This window comes from Marinomonas arctica, assembly GCF_003259225.1.
Taxonomy (GTDB): Bacteria; Pseudomonadota; Gammaproteobacteria; order Pseudomonadales; family Marinomonadaceae; genus Marinomonas; species Marinomonas arctica.
Genome location: NZ_QHJF01000014.1, coordinates 25272 through 48275 on the forward strand (window position 1 = coordinate 25272; position 23004 = coordinate 48275).

23 protein-coding genes and 1 tRNA gene are annotated in these 23004 nt (G+C 45.3%); 14 read left to right on the forward strand and 10 right to left on the reverse strand.

The window, feature by feature from the left end:
* Positions 1-52: 52 nt before the first annotated feature.
* Both DK187_RS10015 and DK187_RS10020 read right to left on the reverse strand, forming a co-directional pair.
* On the reverse strand, positions 53-1489 hold the full coding sequence (locus DK187_RS10015; protein ID WP_111607219.1) for an ArnT family glycosyltransferase: 1437 nt from the start codon (positions 1487-1489) through the stop codon (positions 53-55).
* Positions 1489-2514 carry a glycosyltransferase family 2 protein gene (locus tag DK187_RS10020; protein WP_111607220.1) on the reverse strand — a complete coding sequence of 342 codons (1026 nt, stop codon included), beginning with the start codon at positions 2512-2514 and terminating at the stop codon, positions 1489-1491. The genes DK187_RS10015 and DK187_RS10020 overlap by 1 nt, the downstream gene beginning before the upstream one ends.
* A gap of 168 nt (positions 2515-2682) precedes the next feature.
* Between DK187_RS10020 and DK187_RS10025 the strand changes: the two genes are divergently transcribed.
* The 3 genes from DK187_RS10025 (at position 2683) to DK187_RS10035 (ending at position 5765) form a co-directional block, all read left to right on the forward strand.
* On the forward strand, positions 2683-3363 hold the full coding sequence (locus tag DK187_RS10025) for a response regulator transcription factor (RefSeq protein WP_111607221.1): 681 nt from the start codon (positions 2683-2685) through the stop codon (positions 3361-3363).
* A complete protein-coding gene (locus DK187_RS10030) occupies positions 3360-4625 on the forward strand; it encodes a sensor histidine kinase (RefSeq protein ID WP_111607222.1) in 1266 nt (421 codons plus the stop codon). Before DK187_RS10025 ends, DK187_RS10030 begins: the two co-directional genes overlap by 4 nt.
* A gap of 129 nt (positions 4626-4754) precedes the next feature.
* Positions 4755-5765 (forward strand): pirin family protein, encoded by a 1011-nt coding sequence (locus DK187_RS10035; protein ID WP_111607223.1) that lies wholly within the window; start codon positions 4755-4757, stop codon positions 5763-5765.
* 26 nt (positions 5766-5791) lie between these two features.
* Here DK187_RS10035 and DK187_RS10040 read toward each other — a convergent pair whose 3' ends face one another.
* Positions 5792-6226: a GtrA family protein gene (locus DK187_RS10040; RefSeq protein ID WP_111607224.1), complete on the reverse strand. Its 435-nt coding sequence runs from the start codon at positions 6224-6226 to the stop codon at positions 5792-5794.
* 88 nt (positions 6227-6314) lie between these two features.
* On the opposite strand from DK187_RS10040, the gene DK187_RS10045 reads away from it, so the two are divergent.
* From DK187_RS10045 to DK187_RS10060, 4 genes are all read left to right on the forward strand, one after another.
* Positions 6315-6830: an NADPH-dependent FMN reductase gene (locus DK187_RS10045; RefSeq protein ID WP_111607225.1), complete on the forward strand. Its 516-nt coding sequence runs from the start codon at positions 6315-6317 to the stop codon at positions 6828-6830.
* 10 nt (positions 6831-6840) lie between these two features.
* A complete protein-coding gene (locus DK187_RS10050; protein WP_111607226.1) occupies positions 6841-7038 on the forward strand; it encodes a 2-hydroxymuconate tautomerase family protein in 198 nt (65 codons plus the stop codon).
* A 115-nt stretch (positions 7039-7153) separates the two neighbouring features.
* Positions 7154-8041 carry an EamA family transporter gene (locus DK187_RS10055; RefSeq protein ID WP_111607227.1) on the forward strand — a complete coding sequence of 296 codons (888 nt, stop codon included), beginning with the start codon at positions 7154-7156 and terminating at the stop codon, positions 8039-8041.
* A gap of 7 nt (positions 8042-8048) precedes the next feature.
* Positions 8049-8405: a VOC family protein gene (locus tag DK187_RS10060; protein WP_111607228.1), complete on the forward strand. Its 357-nt coding sequence runs from the start codon at positions 8049-8051 to the stop codon at positions 8403-8405.
* A gap of 48 nt (positions 8406-8453) precedes the next feature.
* Here DK187_RS10060 and DK187_RS10065 read toward each other — a convergent pair whose 3' ends face one another.
* The 3 genes from DK187_RS10065 to DK187_RS10075 are packed head-to-tail and all read right to left on the reverse strand — an operon-like array spanning position 8454 to position 12387.
* Positions 8454-9491, reverse strand: coding sequence for an asparaginase (locus DK187_RS10065; RefSeq protein ID WP_111607229.1), 1038 nt, complete (start codon positions 9489-9491; stop codon positions 8454-8456).
* Positions 9488-10891: an aspartate ammonia-lyase gene (locus DK187_RS10070; protein ID WP_111607230.1), complete on the reverse strand. Its 1404-nt coding sequence runs from the start codon at positions 10889-10891 to the stop codon at positions 9488-9490. The genes DK187_RS10065 and DK187_RS10070 overlap by 4 nt, the downstream gene beginning before the upstream one ends.
* Positions 10892-10944: 53 nt before the next feature.
* Positions 10945-12387 (reverse strand): alanine/glycine:cation symporter family protein, encoded by a 1443-nt coding sequence (locus DK187_RS10075; protein ID WP_111607231.1) that lies wholly within the window; start codon positions 12385-12387, stop codon positions 10945-10947.
* Between the two features lie 217 nt (positions 12388-12604).
* On the opposite strand from DK187_RS10075, the gene DK187_RS10080 reads away from it, so the two are divergent.
* Positions 12605-13420 carry a helix-turn-helix domain-containing protein gene (locus DK187_RS10080; RefSeq protein ID WP_111607232.1) on the forward strand — a complete coding sequence of 272 codons (816 nt, stop codon included), beginning with the start codon at positions 12605-12607 and terminating at the stop codon, positions 13418-13420.
* Here DK187_RS10080 and DK187_RS10085 read toward each other — a convergent pair.
* Together DK187_RS10085 and DK187_RS10090 are read right to left on the reverse strand one after the other, a co-directional pair.
* Positions 13417-13608 carry a DUF2986 domain-containing protein gene (locus DK187_RS10085; RefSeq protein ID WP_111607233.1) on the reverse strand — a complete coding sequence of 64 codons (192 nt, stop codon included), beginning with the start codon at positions 13606-13608 and terminating at the stop codon, positions 13417-13419. The two genes, DK187_RS10080 and DK187_RS10085, sit on opposite strands and share 4 nt — an antisense overlap.
* Positions 13609-13710: 102 nt before the next feature.
* Positions 13711-13795: transfer RNA gene (locus DK187_RS10090), tRNA-Leu, on the reverse strand.
* A gap of 158 nt (positions 13796-13953) precedes the next feature.
* On the opposite strand from DK187_RS10090, the gene queA reads away from it, so the two are divergent.
* From queA to DK187_RS10120, 6 genes are all read left to right on the forward strand, one after another.
* The gene (gene queA / locus DK187_RS10095; RefSeq protein ID WP_111607234.1) at positions 13954-15015 is read left to right on the forward strand and encodes a tRNA preQ1(34) S-adenosylmethionine ribosyltransferase-isomerase QueA; all 1062 of its coding nucleotides are present in this window, start codon (positions 13954-13956) and stop codon (positions 15013-15015) included.
* Positions 15016-15047: 32 nt separating this feature from the next.
* Positions 15048-16166 carry a tRNA guanosine(34) transglycosylase Tgt gene (tgt, locus tag DK187_RS10100; RefSeq protein WP_188323008.1) on the forward strand — a complete coding sequence of 373 codons (1119 nt, stop codon included), beginning with the start codon at positions 15048-15050 and terminating at the stop codon, positions 16164-16166.
* A 72-nt stretch (positions 16167-16238) separates the two neighbouring features.
* Positions 16239-16565 (forward strand): preprotein translocase subunit YajC, encoded by a 327-nt coding sequence (gene yajC, locus DK187_RS10105; protein ID WP_012070335.1) that lies wholly within the window; start codon positions 16239-16241, stop codon positions 16563-16565.
* 114 nt (positions 16566-16679) lie between these two features.
* Positions 16680-18530 (forward strand): protein translocase subunit SecD, encoded by a 1851-nt coding sequence (gene secD, locus DK187_RS10110; protein ID WP_111607236.1) that lies wholly within the window; start codon positions 16680-16682, stop codon positions 18528-18530.
* A 9-nt stretch (positions 18531-18539) separates the two neighbouring features.
* Entirely contained in the window at positions 18540-19454 is a 915-nt protein-coding gene (gene secF, locus DK187_RS10115) for a protein translocase subunit SecF (RefSeq protein ID WP_111607237.1), read from the forward strand.
* Positions 19455-19582: 128 nt separating this feature from the next.
* Positions 19583-20572 carry a serine hydrolase domain-containing protein gene (locus DK187_RS10120; protein ID WP_111607238.1) on the forward strand — a complete coding sequence of 330 codons (990 nt, stop codon included), beginning with the start codon at positions 19583-19585 and terminating at the stop codon, positions 20570-20572.
* 52 nt (positions 20573-20624) lie between these two features.
* On the opposite strand, the gene asd is transcribed toward DK187_RS10120, so the two are convergent.
* Positions 20625-21485 carry an archaetidylserine decarboxylase gene (asd, locus tag DK187_RS10125; protein WP_111607239.1) on the reverse strand — a complete coding sequence of 287 codons (861 nt, stop codon included), beginning with the start codon at positions 21483-21485 and terminating at the stop codon, positions 20625-20627.
* A gap of 23 nt (positions 21486-21508) precedes the next feature.
* Entirely contained in the window at positions 21509-22993 is a 1485-nt protein-coding gene (locus DK187_RS10130) for an HDOD domain-containing protein (protein ID WP_111607240.1), read from the reverse strand.
* Positions 22994-23004: the final 11 nt, after the last annotated feature.

A 23004-nucleotide genomic window follows, 5' to 3' on the forward strand; every position in this document is an offset into this window, starting at 1 on the left:
AAACTCATATTACTTGCATAAAATAATCGATGCAAATAGTGGGATGTTTTTGTTAAAACGGAATTTCTTTTTGGCAATACAGAATACTTTCTTTTCCTATCACGCTTCTTTCTTCACAGGACCAGTTTGCATAGACAGTGTGGTCTTTGTTTGATTGCACGATGAAGAACGCCTTGTGCTGTAATGGTAGCCAAGAATCTAAGTCTGTAGAGCGTTGTTTGGCTTTACCGGCTGAATAGTATTGCGCCGAGAAAGGGCGTTTGTGTAGGTAAAATAAATCGCTCTGGGCGGCTTCTGGTTGTTGTTTCCAGTTTGTCATTATTTTGTCTTCGGAACGTTTTTCTACCCAATCGAAATGCAGCGCACTGATGAGAATAATCAGTAAAATAGGGGTTATAAATCCTACTTTGTAAAGCCAGTTTGCGAGCGGCTTCTGGTGGTGCAAATGCACAACTAATAGCGCCGTTGCTGGCAGGGCTGGCATCACGTAGCTGGCTAAAATATTACCCGAGAAACTGAATAGAATCATCGGTGATAGCATCCACAACAGTAAGAAGCTACCAAAACCATCGGGGCTTTCTTCCACGTCTTTGGCGTCTTTGATCGAGCGAATCCACTGCCAAATAACCAAAGGGCTCCATGGCAGCATGGAAATGAAAGCGTATACCCAAATTGTACCGCGTGTTCTTTCGTGTGCGCTGCCATAAAGGTCGCCTTGCCAGCCGCTGACGATGAAACGTTTAACATGCTCGCCAATGATGAAATAGTCTAAAAAGCCCGGTGTTTTATATTCTGCAATAAGGTACCAAGGCACGGAAATGAGTAAAAAGAGCAGGGAGCCCACGCCCCAAGGTAGCGTGCGCCATAGTTTTTTCCAGCGTGCATTGGGAAACAACCATACGCTTAGGCTGATGCTAATTAATACCAGCGCCAATGGGCCTTTTGACAGCATGCCTAAGGCCAGACCGATAAAGAATAAATAGCCCCAGACCTTGCCTCTGTTGTTCCATGCTTGCCAGAAGCTGACCATGCTAAGGGCGATCGAAAAAGTCAGAGCGGTATCTGTCATGACCGCGCCACTTAAGACAATGAATGAGACAGTCGAGGCCAAGATACTCGCACTAAAAATACCCATGGCGGTGGATTGGAAATGGTCTTTGCCGAGTTTATAAATTAAGCCAATAACCCCCATTCCAACGAGCAGGTGTGGTACACGTGCCGCAAATTCATTTATACCAAATAGGCTGAACCCCAGGCTGCTGAGCCAAGTAAAAAGAGGCGGTTTTCCCCAAAAGGGCACATCGTAGTCAAACATGGGGGTGATCCAATTACCCGTTTCGAACATGATACGCGCCATTTCACCATAGCGTGCTTCGGTGGTGTCCATTAATGGATACAGGGCAAGCGACAGCAAGCGCAAGGTCAATGTGCTGATCAGCAAGGTAAGCAGCAGTTTGGCAGAGGGGAGAGAGAGCATTGGCTTTTGCATTATTCAGCGTCCACAGAGTGAAGAGTTGGTTTGGTTAGGGTGTTTTCCATCAGTACATACAAGGGACGTTGTTTGGATTCAATGAACAATCGGCCAACGTATTCGCCCAATACCCCAATAGACAAAAGTTGAATGCCACCCAAAAACAATACGACAAGAATGGTGGATGGATAACCTGCTACAGGGTCGCCCCAGACGAGGGTTTTGCTAAGAATAATCAGTGCCATGATAAATGCGATGGCCGACGTTGTTAGGCCTGCCATAGTGGCCCAGCGTAAGGGTTTGGTGCTAAAAGAGGTGATGCCTTCCAGCGCTAAATGGATGAGTTTTGGGTAATTCCATTTGGTATTGCCTGCTAAGCGAGGATCGCGGTCAAAGGTGAGTATTTTACGAGTAAAACCAGGCCAAGCCAGCAAGCCTTTCATAAAGCGCGTTCTTTCTGGCAAGGTATTGATGACTTGCACGATTTTTTGATCCATAAGGCGAAAATCACCGACGTTTTCGGTTATTGGGTGATCGCTTATTTTTGACATAAAACGATAGAAGCAATGAGCCGTAGTGCGTTTTATCCAGCTCTCACCATGACGCTCGCGGCGTTGCATCTCGACCACTTGAGCACCATCTTGCCACGCTTGTACCATGTCGGGAATGTATTCCGGTGGATCTTGTAAATCGGCATCTAATAAAATGACGGCACGGCCTTCCGCGATTTTCATGCCGGCACTCATCGCCGCTTCTTTGCCAAAATTTCGGCTGAGGCGTAAGCTGCGAACTTGATGTAAAGGATGCTTCAACTGGCTTACCAATGCCCAACTGCTGTCGGTGCTACCGTCGTCAACATAGACGATTTCACAAGGCTGCTTAAGCAAAGAAAGGGCATCACAGACGCGTTGGTGGCACACTGCCAAAACATCCGCTTCGTTTAGGAAGGGAATAATCACGGACACGAAAGGCTGGGCTGTAATTTTTGGTTCTTTTGCGGCCTGTTTAACGTTTGCATATTGTCTGTATTGGATGGCTTTCATGGCGGTTCTCCTGCTCAGGAAAAGGTTCTTGAGCTCATCCTACTTAGTGTCTTGTCGCAAAAAGGTGATTCACTTTTTTTTCATGCTTTTATGTGACAATGGGCTTTTATTAGGCCACTCTTTTTATATTGCATTCTGGGTTGTTGAGATTTGACTGTTGAGATAGTTATGAAATTACTGTTAGTGGAAGACCATAAAGACATTGCGGGCGTTATTTTTGATTATTTTGAAATCAAAAATTATGTGTTGGATTATGCGAGCAATGGCCTGCAAGGGTATGAGTTGGCAAAAACGGAACATTATGATGCGATTATTTTAGACGTTATGTTGCCCAAAATGGATGGTTTAACCGTCTGCAAATCGTTGCGCGAAGCGGGGATTGACACACCGATCCTGATGCTGACGGCGCGTGATACGAAAGACGATATTCTGTCTGGCTTTGAGCATTTAGCCGACGATTATTTGATTAAGCCTTTTGATTTGGAGATTCTTGATTCTCGATTGCAGGCTCTGGTTCGAAGGCGTAAAGGCAGTGTGGCAAATAAGATGCTGATCTTTGGTCATTTATCATTGGATATGAGTACAAGGATATTACAGCGAGAAGGCAGTCGTTATTCTTTAAATCCCTCTCAGTACACGATTTTAAAATGCTTGATTCAAAAAGCGCCCGATGTGGTATCTAAAGATGAAATTTGTGATGCTTTGTGGGGCGATGAAGAGCCAGACAGCAAGGTGTTGCGCAGCCATATTTATCAATTACGCAGCTTAATTGATCGACCATTTGAGCATGCCTATTTGCGTACGGTTTCTAAAGTGGGCTATCGCCTAGTTGCCGAAGGTGACGAATGAAACCCATTAAAACCGCGAAACAGTTAACCTTCACATATTTTTCGATTGTGGCGTTCGCTATTATTGCGTTTCACTTTTCCATGTTTACCTCGATGATTGAAAACATAGAGATGATTTATGCTGAAAATCGCATGCTCAAGGACAGAAACACCGCGGTGTCTTTGCTGAACGGTACTCAGCAGACGCATGTGACTGTTCCGCCTTTTTCTGACGTCTATGTGGGAAAAGAGAGTTTGCCCGTGTGGGTTAAGTTAAATCCAAGTATGACAAACGATAAACCTTATGAGTTAGATGAAGGGTCAGACACGACGCTGGAAGTGTTTTCAATGCGCTCTGAAGTGACATTAAATGGCGAGTTAAAAGATATTTATGTCATTCACCATGATGAAATTTATGAAATTTCCGAAGAGCAAATGTTTGAAACGCAAAGTACTCAGTTGATTTTATCTTTATTGTTGCTGGTGGTGAGTTTGTGGGTGGTGATGCGGATCTCAGATCGTTTAACGAAACCTCTTGCTCAGTTGTCTAAAAGTTTGGGTGAAAAAACGCCAGCAAATTTATCGCCCATAGAATTACCTGAAGGGGCAGCGACGAGAGAGATTCGTCATTTGGTGGATCGATTAAACAGTTATCAAGATCAAATCAAAGATCTGATCGAGCGCGAGCGAGCATTTAATCGTTATGCGAGTCATGAATTACGTACGCCTCTAATGGTGATGAAGGGCGCTACCACTTTGTTGGGTAAATCCGATTCTAAAGTGTTTCTAGAGCGGCAAAGAGTGCGCATGGTGCAAGCGTGTCAAGAGATGGAAGATTATATCACCACGCTGTTGTCCCTGACCCGAGATGAAGATTTAGACGCGATTGCGTCGCGCGTCGTGCAATCCAGTGAATACGAGAGCATTCGGCAAACGCATTTAGGCTATCTTTCGGACAAATCGGTAGCGGTTGATATTATTGAAACGGGAAAGGTGGTGACCAAGTTGCCGATTCCAACCTTACATATTTTAGTCGGGAATTTGTTAAAAAATGCCATGGCTTGTACCGAAGAAGGCCATGTGAATATGCTGGTCGCCGATAATGAAATTGCAATCGTGGATACGGGTTGTGGCTTAAGCGGTAAGCCGGGTGGTGAAAGTTACGGTTTGGGGTTAATGATAGTGCGGGATATATGTGCTAAGTATTATTGCTCGTTTTCACTGGTGGACAATGTTGGGCAAGTAGGCTGTACGGCGAAAGTGGCTTTTCCAACGTCATCATAATCTGAGCGGCTTTGCTGTGTTTTTATCTAAAATATCGATCTTTTGAAACCAATATCAGCATAAAACAATCGACTTGGTAGATGATACTATAGATGTATTCGTTACATTATTGCTTGATGGAGAAACAACATGAGCTCATCCATTTTAAAACGTATACCGCTGCAAATGTTTTGGCCAACATTTGATCCCTTTTTGTTTTGTGCATTTCATAATGATACTTACCCCAAAGCCAACGCGGCTATGGGGCCTGATGCGCCATTGAATAATCGTCCAATAGGGCAAGACTTTGGCGGCATTGATGGCTGGCGTATGTACCACGGTAAAACTATTCCAGGCTTTCCGGCGCATCCGCATCGTGGTTTTGAAACGGTGACTATCGTCAACAAAGGTTTTGTGGATCATGCCGACTCTATGGGGGCGGCGGGTCGTTATGGTGAAGGGGATACGCAATGGATGACGGCAGGCGAAGGTGTGCAACATTCTGAAATGTTTCCTTTGCTGAATCAAGATGATGTGAATCCTTTGGAGCTGTTTCAAATCTGGCTGAATTTACCCAGTAAAAATAAAATGGTGCCACCGCATTTCACCATGCTTTGGAATGAAGACACGCCTGTGGTTAATGTGCCAGACAGTAATGGTTTAGAAACACAAGTTAAGGTGGTAGCTGGGACTTTCCAGCAGGTCGAGCCTTCGCCTTGCCCACCAAACTCTTGGGCGGCGGACAGTAAAAATGATGTCGCTATCTGGTTGATTGATTTACCAGAAAATGGTGAGTGGGTATTACCAGCGGCAGGAGCGAATTTGAGTCGAGCTTTATACTTTTTTGAAGGTGAAAAGGTCTCATTGGATGATGCGAATGCGTCTATTAATGAGGCGTTTGTTTTAAAAAGTGAGGCGGCTGTGATGGTGCGCAATAAGGGCAAAAAAGCCAGATTTTTATTGTTGCAAGGCCGCCCAATCGGTGAGCATGTGGAACAACATGGTCCTTTTGTGATGAATACACGTGCAGAGCTACAGCAAGCGTTTCAAGATTATCAGCGCACGCAATTTGGTGGTTGGCCTTGGCCTCGTCACGATCAAGTGCACGATAAATCGAAAGAGCGTTTTGCTGAGTATAGCGCGGAACAAGCCAAGGCTTGATTGAATTGACTGACAAGCACGGTTGACTAAAGCTTAGCGGGAGAAAATACCCAAAAGCGAGAGAAAACATAATTGAGCATCATGCCAATGAATATGCCGGGTATCATGGCTAAATACGGCCATAAAAGAATGAGTGTCGCGTTGGATGTTGCTGGTGGTTGAGACATTACTATCAGATAGCAACCCCAATTAGGCACAAAGGCAATAACAGAGCCGCCGAGAAATTGCAGCCATTGTAATACGGCGGCTTTATTGTTTTTGTTGTCTTGCTCTGCTTTTTTAAAGGTGATGACGCGGTTCCACCACCAATTTGAGCTGGCAGCGACCCAAAATGCCATGGCGCGTGCCGGTAGAGGGGGAATCCAAATCGACAGCAGCAGCATGCTGCTCAAGTCGACCAGAAAGCCAACACCACCGACGAAGGCAAAGCGGACAAATGTGTGTTTCAAAATTGAGTTCATGGTGGCATTCTAAGTGAGGAAACATCAAAAAAAGATGAAACCGTTTTAATATCTAGGCTATCTATCAACAAACGAAAAAGGATCGAACATGAAAATACTTGCATTTGGTGCCAGTTCAAGTCGTCAGTCAATTAATAAGGCTTTGGCAGGTTACACGGCTAACTTGGTGGATGGCGCTGACGTGACCTTGCTGGATCTTAATGATTTTGAGATGCCATTGTTTAGTGAAGACATTGAAAAAGCGTCAGGGGTGCCAGCACAAGCGCACGCTTTCGTGGACGCTATCGCACAGGCCGATGCCATTGTGGCGTCATTTGCAGAGCATAATGGTTCGTATTCCGCCGCGTATAAAAATATCTTTGACTGGGCGTCTCGTGTCGAAAAAGCCGTTTATCAAAACAAACCGGTTGTTGTACTGTCGACTTCACCAGGACCGGGTGGGGCAAGCAGTGTGCTTGCGCAAACGGTGAACAGTATGCCGTATTTCAAAGGGAATGTGGTTGGCAGCTTGAGCGTGCCGAACTTCTACGATGTGATGAAAGATGGCAACATCGTGGATGAATCGGTAAAGCAGTCTTTGGCAGCGTTGGTCGCAAAACTATAAGGAGTTCCTGATGCCCTATGTCAATATCCGGATTACCGATGAAGGGGTCACCAAAGAGCAAAAACAAGCGCTGATTAAAGGCGCAACGGATTTGCTGGTTAATGTGTTAGGTAAAAATCCAGCCACCACCGTCGTCGTGATCGATGAAGTCAATACGGATAATTGGGGTGTTGCTGGGGAGCAGGTAACCGAATTAAGAAAGAAATAAAAACCACTCGTTAGATTCCTGATGGGAATCCAACAGATAAGTTTTATTCCTTTTACAAATACCTCTCTTGACCGCATGCTAGCGCTTTCTTGTATTTTTTAGGAAGCGTTAAAGCATGTGGATCCTCATTACTCTGTTCGCTGCAGGGTGTCAGTCAGTTCGAACGGCGTATCAAAATACCTTGGCTCGTCAAACCGGTTTCTTGCATGCCACTATGGCTCGCTCTTTGTACGGTATGCCCTTAGTCACTCTGTATCTGATACTTTGCTGGTGGCTATTCGGTTGGGTGTCGGTCGAAAATAAGTCTGTTTTTATTGTGGCGGCGACTCTTTGTGCCGTTGCGCAGATTATGGCGACCTATTTTATGCTGCGTGTTTTTCAGTCTGGTAGTTTTGCGCTAGGAACCTTGTTAGCCAAAACAGAGGCCGTGTTAGCGGCGTTAATTGGCTTGCCTTTACTGCATTATACTTTGACGTTCGGGTCTTGGTTGGGCATTGCGTTTGGTGTGTTGGGCGCCATTGTGATGAGTGTTCAATGGAAAAATATCAAGCAGGCTCACAAAGATATTTCCTTGTTGTTGGGCTTGGCAAGCGGATTGTGTTTTGCCATCACCTCAGTGACAGCATCCATGGCGAGTCACGCCTTGTCTGGCTCTATTATTACCCGCGCAGGTGTCACTCTATGGTATGTTTTGGCCTTGCAGTCGGTTATTTTATGCAGTATTCAGATCTATAAAAGCAAAGATATCTTGGCGCCATTTAGGCAGGAATTTGCGCTTAGTTGTAAGGTGGGTGTACTAAGCTCGTTAGGCTCCATTGGTTGGTTTACAGGATTCGCTTTAGTCAATCCTGCCTTGGTAAAAACGCTGGGGCAAATTGAGATTCTAGGTACTCTGTATTATTCAAAAATGCGTTTTGCAGAAAAAATGACGAAGCAGCAATGGGTTGGTGGCGCTATGATATTGATTAGCGTTATCTTGGTAGTGACGTCGACCATTAAGTGAGGGCAGTATGGAATCCAATAAAATCAATTATGTTGAATTACCCGCGCGGGATTTAGCGTTAAATAAAGCGTTTTTTAGCCAAGTATTTGGTTGGGGCTTCAAAGATTATGGCCCGGAGTATTCGGCTTTTGAAAACGCCGGTTTAGATGGCGGCTTTTTTCAAGCTAACTTTTGTTCGAGACCGCAAAATGGCGCGGCGTTGATTATCTTGTACAGTAATGAACTGGACGTGGTGTTTGAAAAAGTGCAGGCGGCGGGAGGCACAATTGAGCAGGTGATTTTTGATTTCCCCGGTGGCCGTCGTTTTCACTTTTTAGACCCGTGTGGTAATGAATGGGCAGTATGGAGTGAGCCTAACGAGTAAAAATATGGCCTTTGCACGGCGTCGTGTAAAGGCCATTTATAAGCATGCTTAGTATGATTGAGGCGTAAACTCACCGCAATAATTAGTATGCCACTTCTCTAAAACACCGTAATAGCTTTCGCCTGTGGCAATCAGCCAATGAAGTTTGCAGAAGGCCGCTTCTAAAGTCATGTCTTTGCCACTTAATACGTTCATTGACGATAGTATAGATCCCGTGGCATAGGCACCTTGAGAGACGCCACCGTGCAAGCATTGCGTTAAATTTACGATGTTTTTCTTGCGCAACATGGCTTCCGTTAAGAAGGATAAAAAGGCTGGATTCTGATCCGGTACATTACCAGCGCCATAGGTCAAGAGCACGATGGCTTTGCAGTTATCGTCGTCTAAAAGGCTTTGATAGATAGTGGTTGGTTGGCTAGGATGCAGTGTGATAACACCAACGGCGCCTTCTCTAAAGCTGACAAGCTTATTTTCAAACCTTGTGTCGGACGTATCTTGGTTGCTGTCAATCATGCGAGCTGGGTACAACTGCATGTCGATGGCGAGTTCCCCTAATAAATCATCGTTTGGCGTATGGAAAGCCTCAAACCGACCGCTGCTGATTTTTTGGATGCGATTGCCGCGCATCAGTTTGCCATCAAAAACAAGACTGACATCGGCTATTCTGTGCGAAATCGCCAGTGATAACGCGGCTTGTAAATTAGAGGTGGCGTCACTGCGATTCATGCCTAATGGAATTTGCGAGCCAGTCAGAATGATATTTTTCGCGCACGCGCCGAGCATGAACGACAAGGCTGAAGCCGTATACGCCATGGTGTCCGTACCATGTAGAATGACAAAACCATCGTAATCTCGCCAGTGAGTGGCCAGAATGGACATGAGTTTTGTCCAATGTTTTGGCGTGATATTGGCACTGTCAATCAATGGCGATATTTCCAGCACTTCAAAAGAGGGAAGGGTATTTAGGCTCATTGCCAATGCCATTTCTATGCGTTCTTGTAAGCCAGAAGCAGGGGCCAAGCCCTGCTCTGTCTGAACCATACCTATGGTGCCGCCCGTGTATAAAACCAGTACCTGCGCGCTCATATCACCACCTTACTAGGAGACAGCATGGATTGTGGGCTGAGCAAAATATTCACCTGTTCTTCCGTGAGTAGGTTTTCTTCAATGACCAGAGACTTGACGGTGCTGCCCGTATGCAGCGCCGTGTTAGCAATGCGAGAGGCATTGGCGTAACCAATATAGGGAACCAATGCGGTGATGATGCCGATACTGTTTTCTACGTGGCCTGCGCAGACGGCTTCATTGGCGGTGATACCACGTATGCATCGAGTTTCCAACATCTGGCAGGCTTCTTTGAGCATTTTTAACGAATTTAATACGTTGTAAATGATCATGGGTTCCATGGCGTTTAATTGTAGCTGACCGGCTTCGGCCGCCAATGTTACGGCAAGATCTGAGGCAATGACCTGATACGCGGTTTGGTTCATTGCTTCCGGAATCACTGGGTTTACCTTACCCGGCATAATGGAAGAGCCTGGTTGCATGGGCGGTAAGTTAATCTCGCCTAAGCCTGTGCGAGGACCACTTGAGAGTAGGCGCAAATCATTGCTCATCTTGCTGAGTTTGATAGCAAGGCGTTTCAATATGCCGGAGAAAAACACAAACGCGCCCATGTCAGAGGTGGCTTCTACTAGGTTGCTGGCAGGTACCAGTGGCTTAGTCGAAATGGTGGCTAATTTTTCGACCACCAATTTGGCATAACCTTCTGGCGTATTGATACCCGTACCGATGGCGGTGCCGCCAAGGTTTACTTCACAAAGCAATGCGCATGCTTCACTGATGCGGTCAATGTCTTCACCCAGTGTAACGGCAAAAGCGTCGAATTCTTGGCCCAGTGTCATGGGAACGGCATCTTGCAGTTGGGTACGGCCCATTTTGACAATGTGTGCGAATTCACGAGCCTTTGCTTCTAAGGCTTCTTTTAGAGACGCAAGGCTTGGCACAAAGTTATCCGCGGCAAATTGAATACCCAAACAAGCTGCTGTTGGGTAGGCGTCGTTGGTGGATTGCGAGCGGTTGACGTCGTCGTTTGGGTGTAGGTATTTGTATTCGCCTTTCTCATGCCCCAATTTCATAAGGGCAATGTTGGCAATGACTTCGTTGGCGTTCATGTTGGTGGAGGTTCCTGCGCCACCTTGAATGACATCGACAATGAATTGATCGTGATATTGGCCTTGGATCAAATCTTGGCAGGCATAGACAATCGCGTCGGCTTTTTCTGGCGTGAGCAGTTTCATTTCTTGGTTGGTTCTAGCAGCGGCCGCTTTTACCATCGCCAACGCTTTGATTAATTCAGGGAAATGTGAAATGGGAACGCCGGTAATGGAAAAGTTCTGGGCGGCACGCAATGTCTGTATACCGTACAATGCGTCAGCAGGAACGTCCATATTGCCAAGTAAATCGTATTCAGAGCGAGTATTCATGATGTGCTTCCTGACGCCCCACTGTTGGTCAGTGAGGCGTAATCTAAGTTGGGTTATTGATGGTTTTTGTCGTTTATTGACGGATCACTATTGGGCCAAGATGCTTGGTCGAGTTCCAAATCGCTAAAGCGGTTGGCTTCAAACGTTGGCGTTTTATTGCCCTGTTTGCGTTGATCGTCAAAGTCCTTCAAAATGCGTTTTGCCACTTTGAACAGTAAAGCGAGCGCAAATAAGTTAACCAATGCCAGTAAGCCCATGCTTAAATCGGCAAAAGCGAATACTGTGCCGAGATCAAGAATGGCACCGGTACAGCAAAGGCAAATGATGACGACGCGGAAGGCATTCATGTAGAAGCCATGATTGTCGGATTTCGTTAAGTAACTAACGCTGTTTTCGCCCAAATAATAGTTGTACAAGATGGTGCTGAAACCAAATAGTAGTAAGGCAATACTGACGAACATGCGGCCATAGTCGCCCATATGTGTGGCTAACGACGCCTGTGTTAAGGCGACACCTTGTACTGTGTCTGTGCTACTTGGGTCATACGCACTGCCAAGTAAAATGATCAGCGCCGTGCAAGTACATAAAATAATGGTATCAATGAATACGGAAAAGGCTTGCACAATCCCTTGGTTTGCCGGATGCGGAATGTGTGCCACCGCCGCCACGTTTGGTGCGCTACCAAGACCTGCTTCGTTGGAAAATAGACCACGTTTTACCCCCATCATAATGGCGGCACCCATGCCTCCACCAATTGCCGGTTCTAGACCAAATGCACTTTTAACGATCATGATAAGCATGTCCGGAATGGCGCTTAAATTCATTGCAAGCACAATAAGGGCGATGAGCAAATAGCCGCCAGCCATAATAGGCACTAAAATTTCAGCGACCTGTGCAATACGTTTAACACCGCCAAAAATGATTAGGCCAACAATAAGCGCCATGCCGATGCCGCTGTAATAAGGCTGGATACCAAAGGCATCTTCTAGGGAAGTCGCAACGGAATAGGATTGTAAGGTGGTAAAAGCGATACCAAATGTCGCCAATAGAAGGATGGAATACAATACCGATAACCATCTCCAGTTTTTACCAAGACCGCGTTCGATGTAAAAGGCTGGGCCTCCACGGTAGGTGCCATCGGCTTCCGCTGTTTTATAGGTTTGCGCCAGCATGCATTCGATAAAGCTGGTGGCCATGCCCATCAGGCCAACGACCCACATCCAGAAGATAGCGCCCGGGCCACCAATGGTAATGGCGACAGCGACCCCTGCAATATTACCGCCACCGACACGACCGGCGACGGATAAGATTAAGGCTTGAAAAGAGCTTAAATGTTTACCGTCTGGCTCATGATGTTTGGCGGTAAGAATACCGAACATATTGCCAAAATAACGAAATTGCACAAAGCTGGTGGCAAAGGTGAACCAGATGCCAATGCCGATTAGTACGGCAATGAGCACTTTACTCCAAAGCAAGTCGGTGAGAAGGGATAGCATGAATGATGACTCCTAGTTTTTTTAGATTTATTAAGGGGGAATTCAGACGCTCATTGGAGCGAAAAATGTGTAGAAAAGGGAGTTCGTAAAAAGATGCTTTTTGGTGCTGGTTGATGCTATAAGAGTATCAACTAGCATCATTTTTTGGGTGTTTTTAACGGAGATCTTCATTACACTGCTGGTGTGTCATGTTGGTTGATTTTGCGGGGGAAAAACTGTGGTGGAAGACTTTGCCGATAACTTGCAGTTGTTATGCAGTTTCTACAAATCTGTAGCGGACGTGTGTCGTCGGTTAAACATTAATCGTGCGCAATTTAATCGCTATTTAAATGGGACAACGGTTCCTAGCCACAGTACTCAGCGACGTATTGGTGAGTTTTTTGGTGTCGAACCCAGTGAAATGCTTTTGCCTCATGCGCAATTCGTTAAGCTGGTGCAATCGCGCCCCATTCGTCAGAGTGATGAAGTGAAAAGTCTGACACCTGAGCAGCAACAATTTAACCAGCTTAATCAGTCTGGTCAGCACGGTTTGGCGAAATACGGCGGCTATTACTTTGAGTACTATCTTTCCATGGCGTGTCCTGGAAAAATTCTGCGTACCTTGGTGCATATCGAGTCGCAAGGTGACAAAACCTACTATCATCGCACCGAGCGACTTAATCCTAGAAACCTAAAGAAGTCTTTTCATGGTGTGTACAGTGGGGTAGTGCAATTGCTGTCAGATCGGTTGTTTTTGATCGATTATGAAAGACAAACCCATGTAGAAATGACCCAGACGATTCTTTATCCTTCTTTTCAAAATCGTGTTGAACGATTAACGGGATTGCGATTAGGTGTGTCGGGAAGTGGTGAAAGAGCGCCATGCTGCGCACGTGTCGTGTATGAGTATTTAGGCTTGAATATCAATAATAAGCGCGCTATGGCGCAATGCGGTCTATATGATATTGACAGTGATCAGATAGATAAAGATATTTGCCAGTCAATCAAAAATGATATGAAAGAGGGTGACTGGCATTTTAGGGCGCGATTTTAAGCGTCTTTTGTGTCGTTTGTTTCGGTGGTTATCTCTACTAGGTCAGGATTTGACGTCGCTTCTTCTTCCATTTTAGCGCGCTCAGCTTTAGAAATGTATTTGGGTTTTGCTTTCTTTGGGTTAGCTTTTAAATTCGCTTGTTTAATGCGTTTGGTAAGTATGTCTTTGATCTTTTTGCGGCGGTTCATGTTTTGTTCCTATAAATGACGCGGTTGTCTGATGTAATAACCCTAGAATGACATTCAAGGAACGAAAAAAAAGCCCTGATCAGTGATCAGGGCTTTTTATGTTGGTACCAGTAGGCGGACTCGAACCGCCACACCCGAAGGCAACGGATTTTGAATCCGTCGTGTCTACCAATTCCACCATACTGGCCTTGAAAAAGGTGAGGCGTATTCTAGGGTATTTAAAAGATAAGTCAACGCCTCTTGGTGTTATTTTTTATCTTTTTAACATCTGTTCGCTTGGAAGTACCCTTTTGAGTGGATTTTCGCTAGAATACTGGGTCGTTTTTCCTAGGTAGCTTTCTTTTCATGCTCGTTTCCGATTATCACTTTGATTTACCCGATTCTTTAATCGCTCATTATCCGACGCCAGACAGAACGGCTAGCCGCTTGTTGCATCTTGATGGGCCAAGTGGTGCTGTAGTGCATCGTCAGTTTCCTGCTGTGTTGGATTTGGTTCAGCCTGGCGATTTGATGGTGTTTAACAACACCCGAGTGATCCCTGCGCGGATGTTTGGGCAAAAGGAATCTGGCGGTAAAATTGAGATATTGGTTGAGCGTATTATTAATACCAATGAAGCACTGGCTCATGTGCGCGCTAGTAAGTCGCCGAAAGAAAACAGTAAGTTGCTCTTAGGGCAAGACAAAGGCGAGCAAATTGAAGCGACTATGATAGGGCGTTCGGGGGCTTTGTTTCATCTTGTTTTTAATGAGCCTGTTTTAGATGTGCTAACGCGCGTCGGGCATATGCCATTGCCGCCTTACATCGAACGTCCTGATGAAGACAGTGATCAAGAACGCTATCAAACTGTTTATAATCAAAAGCCTGGGGCGGTTGCTGCGCCAACGGCAGGTCTGCACTTCGATGAGATTTTGTTGGAAAAGCTCAAAGCAAAGGGCGTTGACATTGCGTTTGTGACCTTACATGTGGGTGCAGGAACGTTTCAGCCGATGAAGGTTGAGAATGTGAAAGATCACATCATGCACGCCGAATATGTGGAAGTTGAACCGAGTGTGGTTGAGCAAGTTAAGGCCACGAAAGCGCGTGGTGGACGAGTGATTGCGGTTGGTACGACCAGTGTGCGCAGTCTTGAGTCGGCAAGCCAAGGTGGTGAAATTGCCCCAATGCAAGACGATACCAGTATTTTTATTTATCCAGGTTACGAATTTAAAACTGTAGATGCGTTGGTGACGAATTTTCATTTGCCAGAATCTACGTTAATTATGCTGATCAGTGCCTTTGCAGGGTATGATCATGTGATGGCTGCTTACAAAGTGGCAGTAGAGCAAAAGTATCGATTTTTTAGTTATGGTGATGCCATGTTTATTACACGAAATACGCAGGCTAAAGGCCCGCAAGGTGAGGAATAAGACGAATGTCTGATAAACGTCCAGAATGTTTTATGGATTTTGAACTCCACACGACGTCAGGAAAAGCACGTCGTGCGACCTTGACGTTTCCGCGTGGGAAGGTTGAAACGCCAGCTTTTATGCCTGTTGGTACCTACGGTACGGTAAAAGGCATGTTGACCAAAGATATCGAGGAAATTGGTGCGGATATTATTTTGGGCAATACTTTCCATCTTTGGTTGCGTCCAGGAACAGATGTGGTGAAGGCCCATGGCGATTTGCATGATTTCACCCAATGGAAAAAGCCGATCTTAACCGATTCCGGTGGTTTTCAAGTGTTTTCTCTTGGGGAGATGCGCAAAATTACCGAAGAGGGCGTGAGTTTTCGTTCTCCTATTAATGGCTCGAAAGTGTTTTTAAGTCCCGAGATTTCCATGCAGGTTCAGCGTGATCTTGGTTCTGATATTGTGATGATTTTTGATGAGTGTACGCCGTATCCTGCGACGCCAGAAGTGGCCGGTAAGTCTATGCGCATGAGTTTGCGTTGGGCTCAGCGCTCAAAGGATGAGCACGGTGACAGTCCATCCGCTTTGTTTGGTATTATTCAAGGCAGTATGTATGAAAACCTTCGCGACGAGTCACTAGAAGGGTTGGTGAATATCGGTTTTGACGGATATGCCATTGGCGGTTTGTCAGTGGGTGAGCCGAAAGACGAAATGATGAAAGTCTTAGACCACATTACCCCTAAAATGCCAGCGGACAAACCACGCTATTTGATGGGCGTGGGTAAGCCAGAGGATTTGGTGGAAGGTGTTCGTCGCGGTGTCGATATGTTTGACTGTGTGATGCCGACACGCAATGCGCGTAATGGTCATTTGTTTACTTCCGATGGCGTCGTGCGTATTCGAAACTCGCAATATCGTCATGATGTGGCGCCACTTGATAAAGAATGTGATTGTTACACTTGTAAAAACTTTTCTCGGTCTTATTTACATCATCTAGATAAGTGTCAAGAAATGGTAGGGGCGCAATTAAATACGATTCATAACCTACGATATTACCAAACACTCATGGCGGGATTGCGTCAAGCGCTCGATGAAGGTAGATTTGACGCCTTTGTTGATGAGTTTTATGCAAAGCGTGGCTTAGCAACGCCAGCTTTGAGTGAATAATAAACAAAATTATGTCAATTGCTTTACGCAAGAAATGACAACAGTTTCATAAACCATTGGAGAGTTAACACCATGATCGCATTGATCTCACCAGCTTACGCTGAAGGCGGCGCACCAGCAGATGCAGGTATTTTTAACCTAGTACTTCTTGCTGGCTTCGTTGTCATTTTTTACTTCCTTATGTGGCGCCCACAAGCGAAACGTGCAAAAGAGCATAAAAACTTGATTGCATCGCTAGCGAAAGGCACCGAGGTAGTCACTGGCGGTGGTGTGCTAGGTAAAGTGTCTAAAGTAGACGATAACTATGTAGTACTTGAAGTATCTGAAGGCATTGAAATGAAGTTTCAAAAATCTTCTGTTGCTGCAGTACTGCCTAAAGGAACGTTGAAGTCTATTTAACCTTCCTGGAAAAGCGCCTAACGTAGGCGCTTTTCTTTTTCCGATTTATTAAATTTTGAGATGTTTGCACTGTGTTGCGAATAACAGTCTCATTTTAGGTGTAAAGGATTTTTCATGCTTAACAAGTACCCCTTGTGGAAGTATTTGCTAATTCTTCTTGTTTTGGCTTTGGGGCTACTCTATGCCTTCCCAAACCTTTATCCGGATGATCCAGCGCTACAACTATCTACCCAAAAAGCAACGGCGGTTGTTGATGAGCAAGCTTTGCTAAGAGCAAAAAATGCGCTTGCCACTGCGAATATAGAATTAAAAGAAGCAGAGCTGACCTCTGCTGGCGGTACCTTGCGCTTTAATAGCGGCGAGGACCAACTGGCTGCTAAGCCTATTGTGGCGGCAGCATTGGGTGATGACTTTGTAACCGCGCTTAACCTAGTTCCTACGACACCAGAGTGGTTGTCTTCATTGGGTGCTGGGCCTGCTAAGTTGGGGCTTGATTTGCGTGGCGGTGTGCACTTTCTCTTAGAAGTGGATACTCCAGCGGCACTTAAGCAACGACTTGAAGTAAGCGCTAGTGAAATGAAGGCAGTGCTGCGTAAAGATCGTGTGCGTTACCGCAGTGTTGATATTGAAGATGGTATTTTGTCTGTGCGTTTCTTGCAGTCTGGCGATTTAGCATCAGCGGAAGTGTTGTTAAAAAAAGAATTTCCTGAATACCGTTATGTCACTCGCCAACAGGCTGATGAGTTTTATCTGGACGTAAGTTTTACCGAAGCCGCTAAGAAAGAAATTGAAGTGTATGCTTTGCAGCAAAACTTAACCACACTGCGAAACCGTGTAAACGAGCTTGGTGTAGCGGAGCCGCTTGTTCAGCGCCAAGGCAGTAATCGTATTGTGGTTGAGTTGCCGGGGGTGCAAGACACCGCAGCAGCAAAACGTATCATCGGTGCGACGGCTAACTTAGAATTTCATCTAGAAGCTGGCTTAGAAGACAATGGCGCAGATATAGAAACCTTAACCTTCCGTGATGGTAGTGGTCGTACGGCGCGCTTAGAGCGTGACATCATTATTACGGGTGACAGTGTTTCTGACGCGAGTTCTTCCTTTGACGAAAATGGCCGACCACAAGTAAATATTAGCTTGGATGGCAAAGGCGGCAGACAAATGAGTAAAGTGACTCGTTCTGCTGTTGGCCGAAACATGGCAGTTGTATTTATCGAGCATAAATCCCGTAGTCGTTTTGTTGAGACAGACGGCAAGATGGAGGAAGTGCGAAGAAGTTATAGCGAGAAGGGCATTATTTCTTTAGCCACGATTCAAACTACCTTGGGCAATTCATTCCGTATTACTGGATTAGATAGTCCTCGTGAATCGTCTGAGCTGGCTTTGTTGCTTCGTGCTGGTGCCTTGGCTGCGCCCATCTACTTTGTAGAAGAGCGTACCATTGGTCCGAGTTTAGGTGCTGAGAACATTGAGCTAGGCATTAACTCTGCGCAAATCGGTTTGCTGGTTGTTATGTTGTTCATGCTGGTTTACTACAAAGTATTTGGTATTTTTGCCAATGTGTCTTTGGCGTTGAACATTATTCTTTTGATGGCTTGTATGTCGATCTTAGGGGCCACCCTCACTCTGCCAGGTATTGCTGGTATTGTTTTGACGATGGGGATGGCAGTGGATGCAAACGTGTTGATTTTCTCAAGGATTAGAGAGGAGTTGGCGAGTGGTATGCCAAGCCAACAGGCCATACATTCTGGTTTTAACCGTGCATTTACGACGATTCTTGATGCGAATATCACAACCTTACTTGTGGCCGTTATTTTGTTTGCGGTAGGGACGGGGCCTGTTAAAGGTTTTGCGGTAACTTTGTCGTTGGGTATTATAACTTCGATGTTTACGGCAATTGTGGTGACTCGTGCACAAGTTAACCTTGTGTATGGTGGTCGTAAAAACAAGAAACTGTATATTTAGGAGAGCGCCATGAAAGTGACAAATATTCCATTTATGGCAATGCGTAAAATCGTAGCTGCTTTTTCGATTACGCTGATCCTGGTTTCTCTTGGTTCTTTGGCGACTAAAGGTCTGCAGTTTGGCTTAGATTTTACCGGTGGAACCCTGATTGAAGTGGCTTATCAAGAGGCGCCGGTATTAGACGACGTTCGTGATTTGCTTGGTCAGAATGGTTACAGCGATGTGGTGGTGCAGAATTTTGGTTCTCCCACTGATGTTGTTGTGCGAATGGCAAATGCATATACGGCGACCTTGGGTGATGAGGTGTTGTCGACGCTGCAGAATAATGGCTCGAATCAGGTGACACTGCAGCGCTCTGAGTTTGTTGGTGCACAGGTGGGTGAAGAGTTGCGTGAGCAGGGTGGTTTGGGTATGTTGCTTGCCCTAGCTATCGTGATGATCTACGTGGCTGTGCGTTTCCAATTTAAGTTTTCTGTTGCCTCTGTCGCAGCGTTAATTCACGACGTTATTATCACTTTGGGCTTCTTTTCTCTGTTCGAGGTGGAGTTTGATCTGACAGTACTGGCCGCTTTGTTGGCGGTTGTCGGTTATTCGCTCAACGATACCATTGTTGTGTGTGATAGGATTCGTGAAAACTTTCGTATTATGCGCGATACCACGCCATATGATCTGGTGAATGATTCGATCAATCAGACTTTAGATCGTACCTTAATTACTTCGATGACCACGTTGTTTGTTTTGGTGGTGTTGTTCTTCTTGGGTGGTGAACCGATTCATAACTTCTCTATGGCGTTGTTGGTCGGTATTATTATCGGTACGTATTCCTCTATTTTCGTCGCGGCAAATTTATTGTTGGCAATGGATGTGAAGAAAGAAGATTTGATTCCAGCCCCGAAAGAAGAGTTAGAAGACGATCTACCTTAGTTTTTTGTTTTCTAATGACGCTAAAAGAGCCTGCTTTATGCAGGCTTTTTTATAGACTTTTGCTATGGCTGTATTTGTCGGTATTATGGTTATTATTTGTTCATATGACATAAGGTGAATGGTTCAATATGCGCTTTCTTATGCTTGGTTCATTGCTCATGTTTATTAGTGTTCACGCTAAGGCTTTGGATTTTGAGGCGATGGATAAAACCGCTCAGAGCTTTTCGAACATTAAGACCGTTCATATTGCGCATAAGGGGCAAGTGGTTTGGGCAAAGGCCTACAATAAGGCTAATATTAACGCGGTGACGAATATTAAATCGGCGTCAAAATCGCTGATGTCAGCTATTGTTGGTATGGCGATTGATCGTGGCGTGATAGAGGGTGTGGATCAGCCTATTGCGTCTTTGCTGGCGGAGCAATTTCCCAAGAATCCAGACTCTCGTTTAAAGGATATTACGATTGGGCATTTGCTTTCCATGCAGGCAGGACTGGAGCGTACCTCCGGGCGTAATTATGGCCGTTGGGTGCTCAGTGATGATTGGGTTAAAACGGCTTTGTCATGGCCCTTTGTTGATGAAGTTGGGGGGGATATGCAGTATTCAACGGGCAACACGCATCTATTGTCCGCTATTGTGATGCAGCAAACTGGTCAGCATACTTATCTTATAGCCAATCAGTGGCTGCAGGGTTCAGGGGTTCGGGTGCAGAGTTGGGAGACCAGCCCAACGGGGATTCCAATGGGGGGAAATCAGGTGGGGATGACGCCTTCTTCTTTGTTGGCCTTTGGCGAATTGTACCGGCGTGGTGGTGTGACAGAAAAGGGTCAGCGTTTGCTTTCTGAAGAATGGATTGCGCAGAGCTGGACACCTAGAACGCAATCTCGTTTTCATGAGGGTGAATATGGCTACGGTTGGTTTATTCAAGCTTTTGCTGGTGTGCAAGGGTATTACGGTTGGGGGTATGGTGGGCAAATGATCTATGTGTTGCCTGATTTGGCGCTAACCATTGCGATTACTTCAGAAGAAACGTTGCCTTCTGGTCGAACGGGTTATCGGGATAGTTTGCATCAGATGGTGAGCAGAGATATCGTGCCAGTGATCACTGCCGCTCAATGATGAGAATAGAAAAAGCCTGCTAAGAGCAGGCTTTCGCTTGTTTAGATTCGCATTATTTTGTGACGACATTGCCAAAATGCATACCCATTTTTGTGGGGGTGTCTGCTTGCAATGACTCTTCCCAGTTAACTGCATTTTTCCCAAATAGTACGATGGCGGTGGAGCCGAGCTTGAATCGGCCCATTTCTTCGCCCTTTTTGATTTCAATATTGTTAAGTTCTTTATAGTCCCAAGTGACAACATGTTTATTAAATGGTGTCACTTGTCCTGCCCAAACAGTTTCAATACTGGCAACAATCATGGCGCCAACTAATATCACTGCCATTGGGCCTGCCTCTGTATCGAATAAACATACGGTGCGTTCATTGCGAGCAAAGACGTTAGGGATTTGTTCCGCTGTTACCTTATTGACCGAAAATAGCTTCCCAGGTATGTGAATCATTTTTGTTAATTTGCCAGAAAGTGGCATGTGTACGCGATGGTAATCTTTAGGGGATAAATAAACTGTGGCGAAAGAGCCGCCTAAAAACTGATTGGACAGTGATGCATCGCCTCCTAGTAAGCTAGTGAGGCTGTAATAATGACCTTTGGCCTGAAACAGTGTGCCATGCTCAATGTTGCCAAGTTGGCTAACGGCGCCATCGGCTGGGCAGGCAATGCTGTTTTCTTCATTACAAATAGGGCGTAGTTCGGGGCGAATGGCGCGGGTAAAAAAGTCATTGAAGTTACGGTACGACAGTGGATCGCTGTTGACGGCTTCGGTCATGTCCACTTGGTATTTTTTTACAAACTGACTGATAAAGGTGTTTTTTACCCAAGTGTTTTCACATTCGGCTATTTTGCCGATAGCGCGTGATAGGGTTTTTTGTGGTGTGATGTGTTGTGCAAATGCAAACAGTTGATCTTTAGTCACGTTGTTTATCCTGATAGATGAATTTATAGGGTGGTGTGGCTGATTAAAGAAACGATTTTCTTGAGCGTATTGTAATCATTCTCACTGAATTTTGTTCGTGTTTCCAGCCAAAATATGACCATTTCGTTTGCTGATGACTGTGTTGAGGCAAGCATAAGATGGCTGTTTTTATCAATGATTTGGTCTGATTTGTGGGGTAATTCATTGACTATTTTGTTAAGTTTTGCTCCAGCCAAATGGCTGGCTGATTTTTTCTGAGACAGTTTTTTAAAAACGCCTGAAGGGGCATTCCATTTAATGGCTTTAATGATTTCTATGTTGTAGCCAGACTGATACAGCGGAGACACTTTATTGTCAGAGTGTCTAAACAAAATGCTGTGTTGGGCGTTGGGGATTGCTTTTAAAATAGTCTTTAGTGCTAGGTTTGCTTTTTGTTTTGTCCCCTGACTGTTTGGTTTCATTAGCGCTATTTTGAGTTCAGCGAGTGGTGATAGAGGGAGGCTAGGTTTTGTCGGTGGTTTAGCCTTCCGGTTGTAAAGATTGGGGTCAAGGAGTTGTTGGGCGAGCGATACTTTCCCTCCTTTGTTAAACAGTGTCGCCGCTTCAGTACTTGCTAAATGAGCCATTTGAATGATTTCGCCGATGCGGCGATGCATGATGGTGGCAACAATACGGTAGAAGAAAGGTAGGTTTTTCGAATCCCACTTCATTCGGTTGGCTTCATGAGCCACTTTATTGGCGCAGTAGGAGAAAATGAGGGGATTATTAATTAAAATAGTCAGCCTTTTATCTTCGGCAAAGCCCGGTAGTTCATCGGGATGGTGCGCTAAGTGAGCAAGTGTTTGCAGTTCTTTTGCGTTCGGTATGTGTTTGGTTAAAAACGATTCAATGACTTTATTGGGGGTGTGCCAATGAGTGCAAAGGTGTACGGTAAGTTCATCAATGCGGCAGCCTAAGGTGTTGAGCTCGGCTTGACTGGCCTTTTCCCCTTGTTGAATTTTTTGTTCTATTACGGTCATGGTTGGATAGGCATAAAACCACAATAACCATCTGGCGGAATCACGGAATAAGGTGATCCAGAAAATATCATCTTCGTGGCTGGTCAGTTTTTCTATTGCCCAATGCTTAGCGATGGTTGCGGCTTCATAGCTGATTTGTATTTCGCTTAAAAAAGCGATCAACGGCGCTGGCTTTTCTTTCGTATTAAGATTGTAAGGGGCAAATTGTGGTAGTAGTTTTTCGATGCCTTTCATCCCGACCATGGCAGCGGCATGAAAGGGGGTTTTTATTTCGCTGTTTTTATTTGGTACGATGCGATTTGCTTCATTCAGGATAGCAAAAGCCAGCAGCGGGTCTGATGCTATGTTGGCTTGCATTCCGTCCAGTGTGTCATCTGTTCGTTTGATTTGAGTTTTAAGGCGAGCGAGGCTAACTGCTTGAACAGGAAATTTTTTATTTTTCAGAAAATGTAGCCATTCATTTAGGCCAGAAGGTGACTTGTCTATCATAGCTGGTTACA

What these genes read in the sequence shown, in the direction of transcription:
- DK187_RS10015 (WP_111607219.1), bottom strand. Translation starts at nt 1,489, where the DNA reads ATGCAAAAGCCAATGCTCTCTCTCCCCTCTGCCAAACTGCTGCTTACC.
- DK187_RS10020 (WP_111607220.1), bottom strand. Translation starts at nt 2,514, where the DNA reads ATGAAAGCCATCCAATACAGACAATATGCAAACGTTAAACAGGCCGCA.
- DK187_RS10025 (WP_111607221.1), top strand. Translation starts at nt 2,683, where the DNA reads ATGAAATTACTGTTAGTGGAAGACCATAAAGACATTGCGGGCGTTATT.
- DK187_RS10030 (WP_111607222.1), top strand. Translation starts at nt 3,360, where the DNA reads ATGAAACCCATTAAAACCGCGAAACAGTTAACCTTCACATATTTTTCG.
- DK187_RS10035 (WP_111607223.1), top strand. Translation starts at nt 4,755, where the DNA reads ATGAGCTCATCCATTTTAAAACGTATACCGCTGCAAATGTTTTGGCCA.
- DK187_RS10040 (WP_111607224.1), bottom strand. Translation starts at nt 6,226, where the DNA reads ATGAACTCAATTTTGAAACACACATTTGTCCGCTTTGCCTTCGTCGGT.
- DK187_RS10045 (WP_111607225.1), top strand. Translation starts at nt 6,315, where the DNA reads ATGAAAATACTTGCATTTGGTGCCAGTTCAAGTCGTCAGTCAATTAAT.
- DK187_RS10050 (WP_111607226.1), top strand. Translation starts at nt 6,841, where the DNA reads ATGCCCTATGTCAATATCCGGATTACCGATGAAGGGGTCACCAAAGAG.
- DK187_RS10055 (WP_111607227.1), top strand. Translation starts at nt 7,154, where the DNA reads ATGTGGATCCTCATTACTCTGTTCGCTGCAGGGTGTCAGTCAGTTCGA.
- DK187_RS10060 (WP_111607228.1), top strand. Translation starts at nt 8,049, where the DNA reads ATGGAATCCAATAAAATCAATTATGTTGAATTACCCGCGCGGGATTTA.
- DK187_RS10065 (WP_111607229.1), bottom strand. Translation starts at nt 9,491, where the DNA reads ATGAGCGCGCAGGTACTGGTTTTATACACGGGCGGCACCATAGGTATG.
- DK187_RS10070 (WP_111607230.1), bottom strand. Translation starts at nt 10,891, where the DNA reads ATGAATACTCGCTCTGAATACGATTTACTTGGCAATATGGACGTTCCT.
- DK187_RS10075 (WP_111607231.1), bottom strand. Translation starts at nt 12,387, where the DNA reads ATGCTATCCCTTCTCACCGACTTGCTTTGGAGTAAAGTGCTCATTGCC.
- DK187_RS10085 (WP_111607233.1), bottom strand. Translation starts at nt 13,608, where the DNA reads ATGAACCGCCGCAAAAAGATCAAAGACATACTTACCAAACGCATTAAA.
- queA (WP_111607234.1), top strand. Translation starts at nt 13,954, where the DNA reads ATGCTCGTTTCCGATTATCACTTTGATTTACCCGATTCTTTAATCGCT.
- tgt (WP_188323008.1), top strand. Translation starts at nt 15,048, where the DNA reads ATGGATTTTGAACTCCACACGACGTCAGGAAAAGCACGTCGTGCGACC.
- yajC (WP_012070335.1), top strand. Translation starts at nt 16,239, where the DNA reads ATGATCGCATTGATCTCACCAGCTTACGCTGAAGGCGGCGCACCAGCA.
- secD (WP_111607236.1), top strand. Translation starts at nt 16,680, where the DNA reads ATGCTTAACAAGTACCCCTTGTGGAAGTATTTGCTAATTCTTCTTGTT.
- secF (WP_111607237.1), top strand. Translation starts at nt 18,540, where the DNA reads ATGAAAGTGACAAATATTCCATTTATGGCAATGCGTAAAATCGTAGCT.
- DK187_RS10120 (WP_111607238.1), top strand. Translation starts at nt 19,583, where the DNA reads ATGCGCTTTCTTATGCTTGGTTCATTGCTCATGTTTATTAGTGTTCAC.
- DK187_RS10130 (WP_111607240.1), bottom strand. Translation starts at nt 22,993, where the DNA reads ATGATAGACAAGTCACCTTCTGGCCTAAATGAATGGCTACATTTTCTG.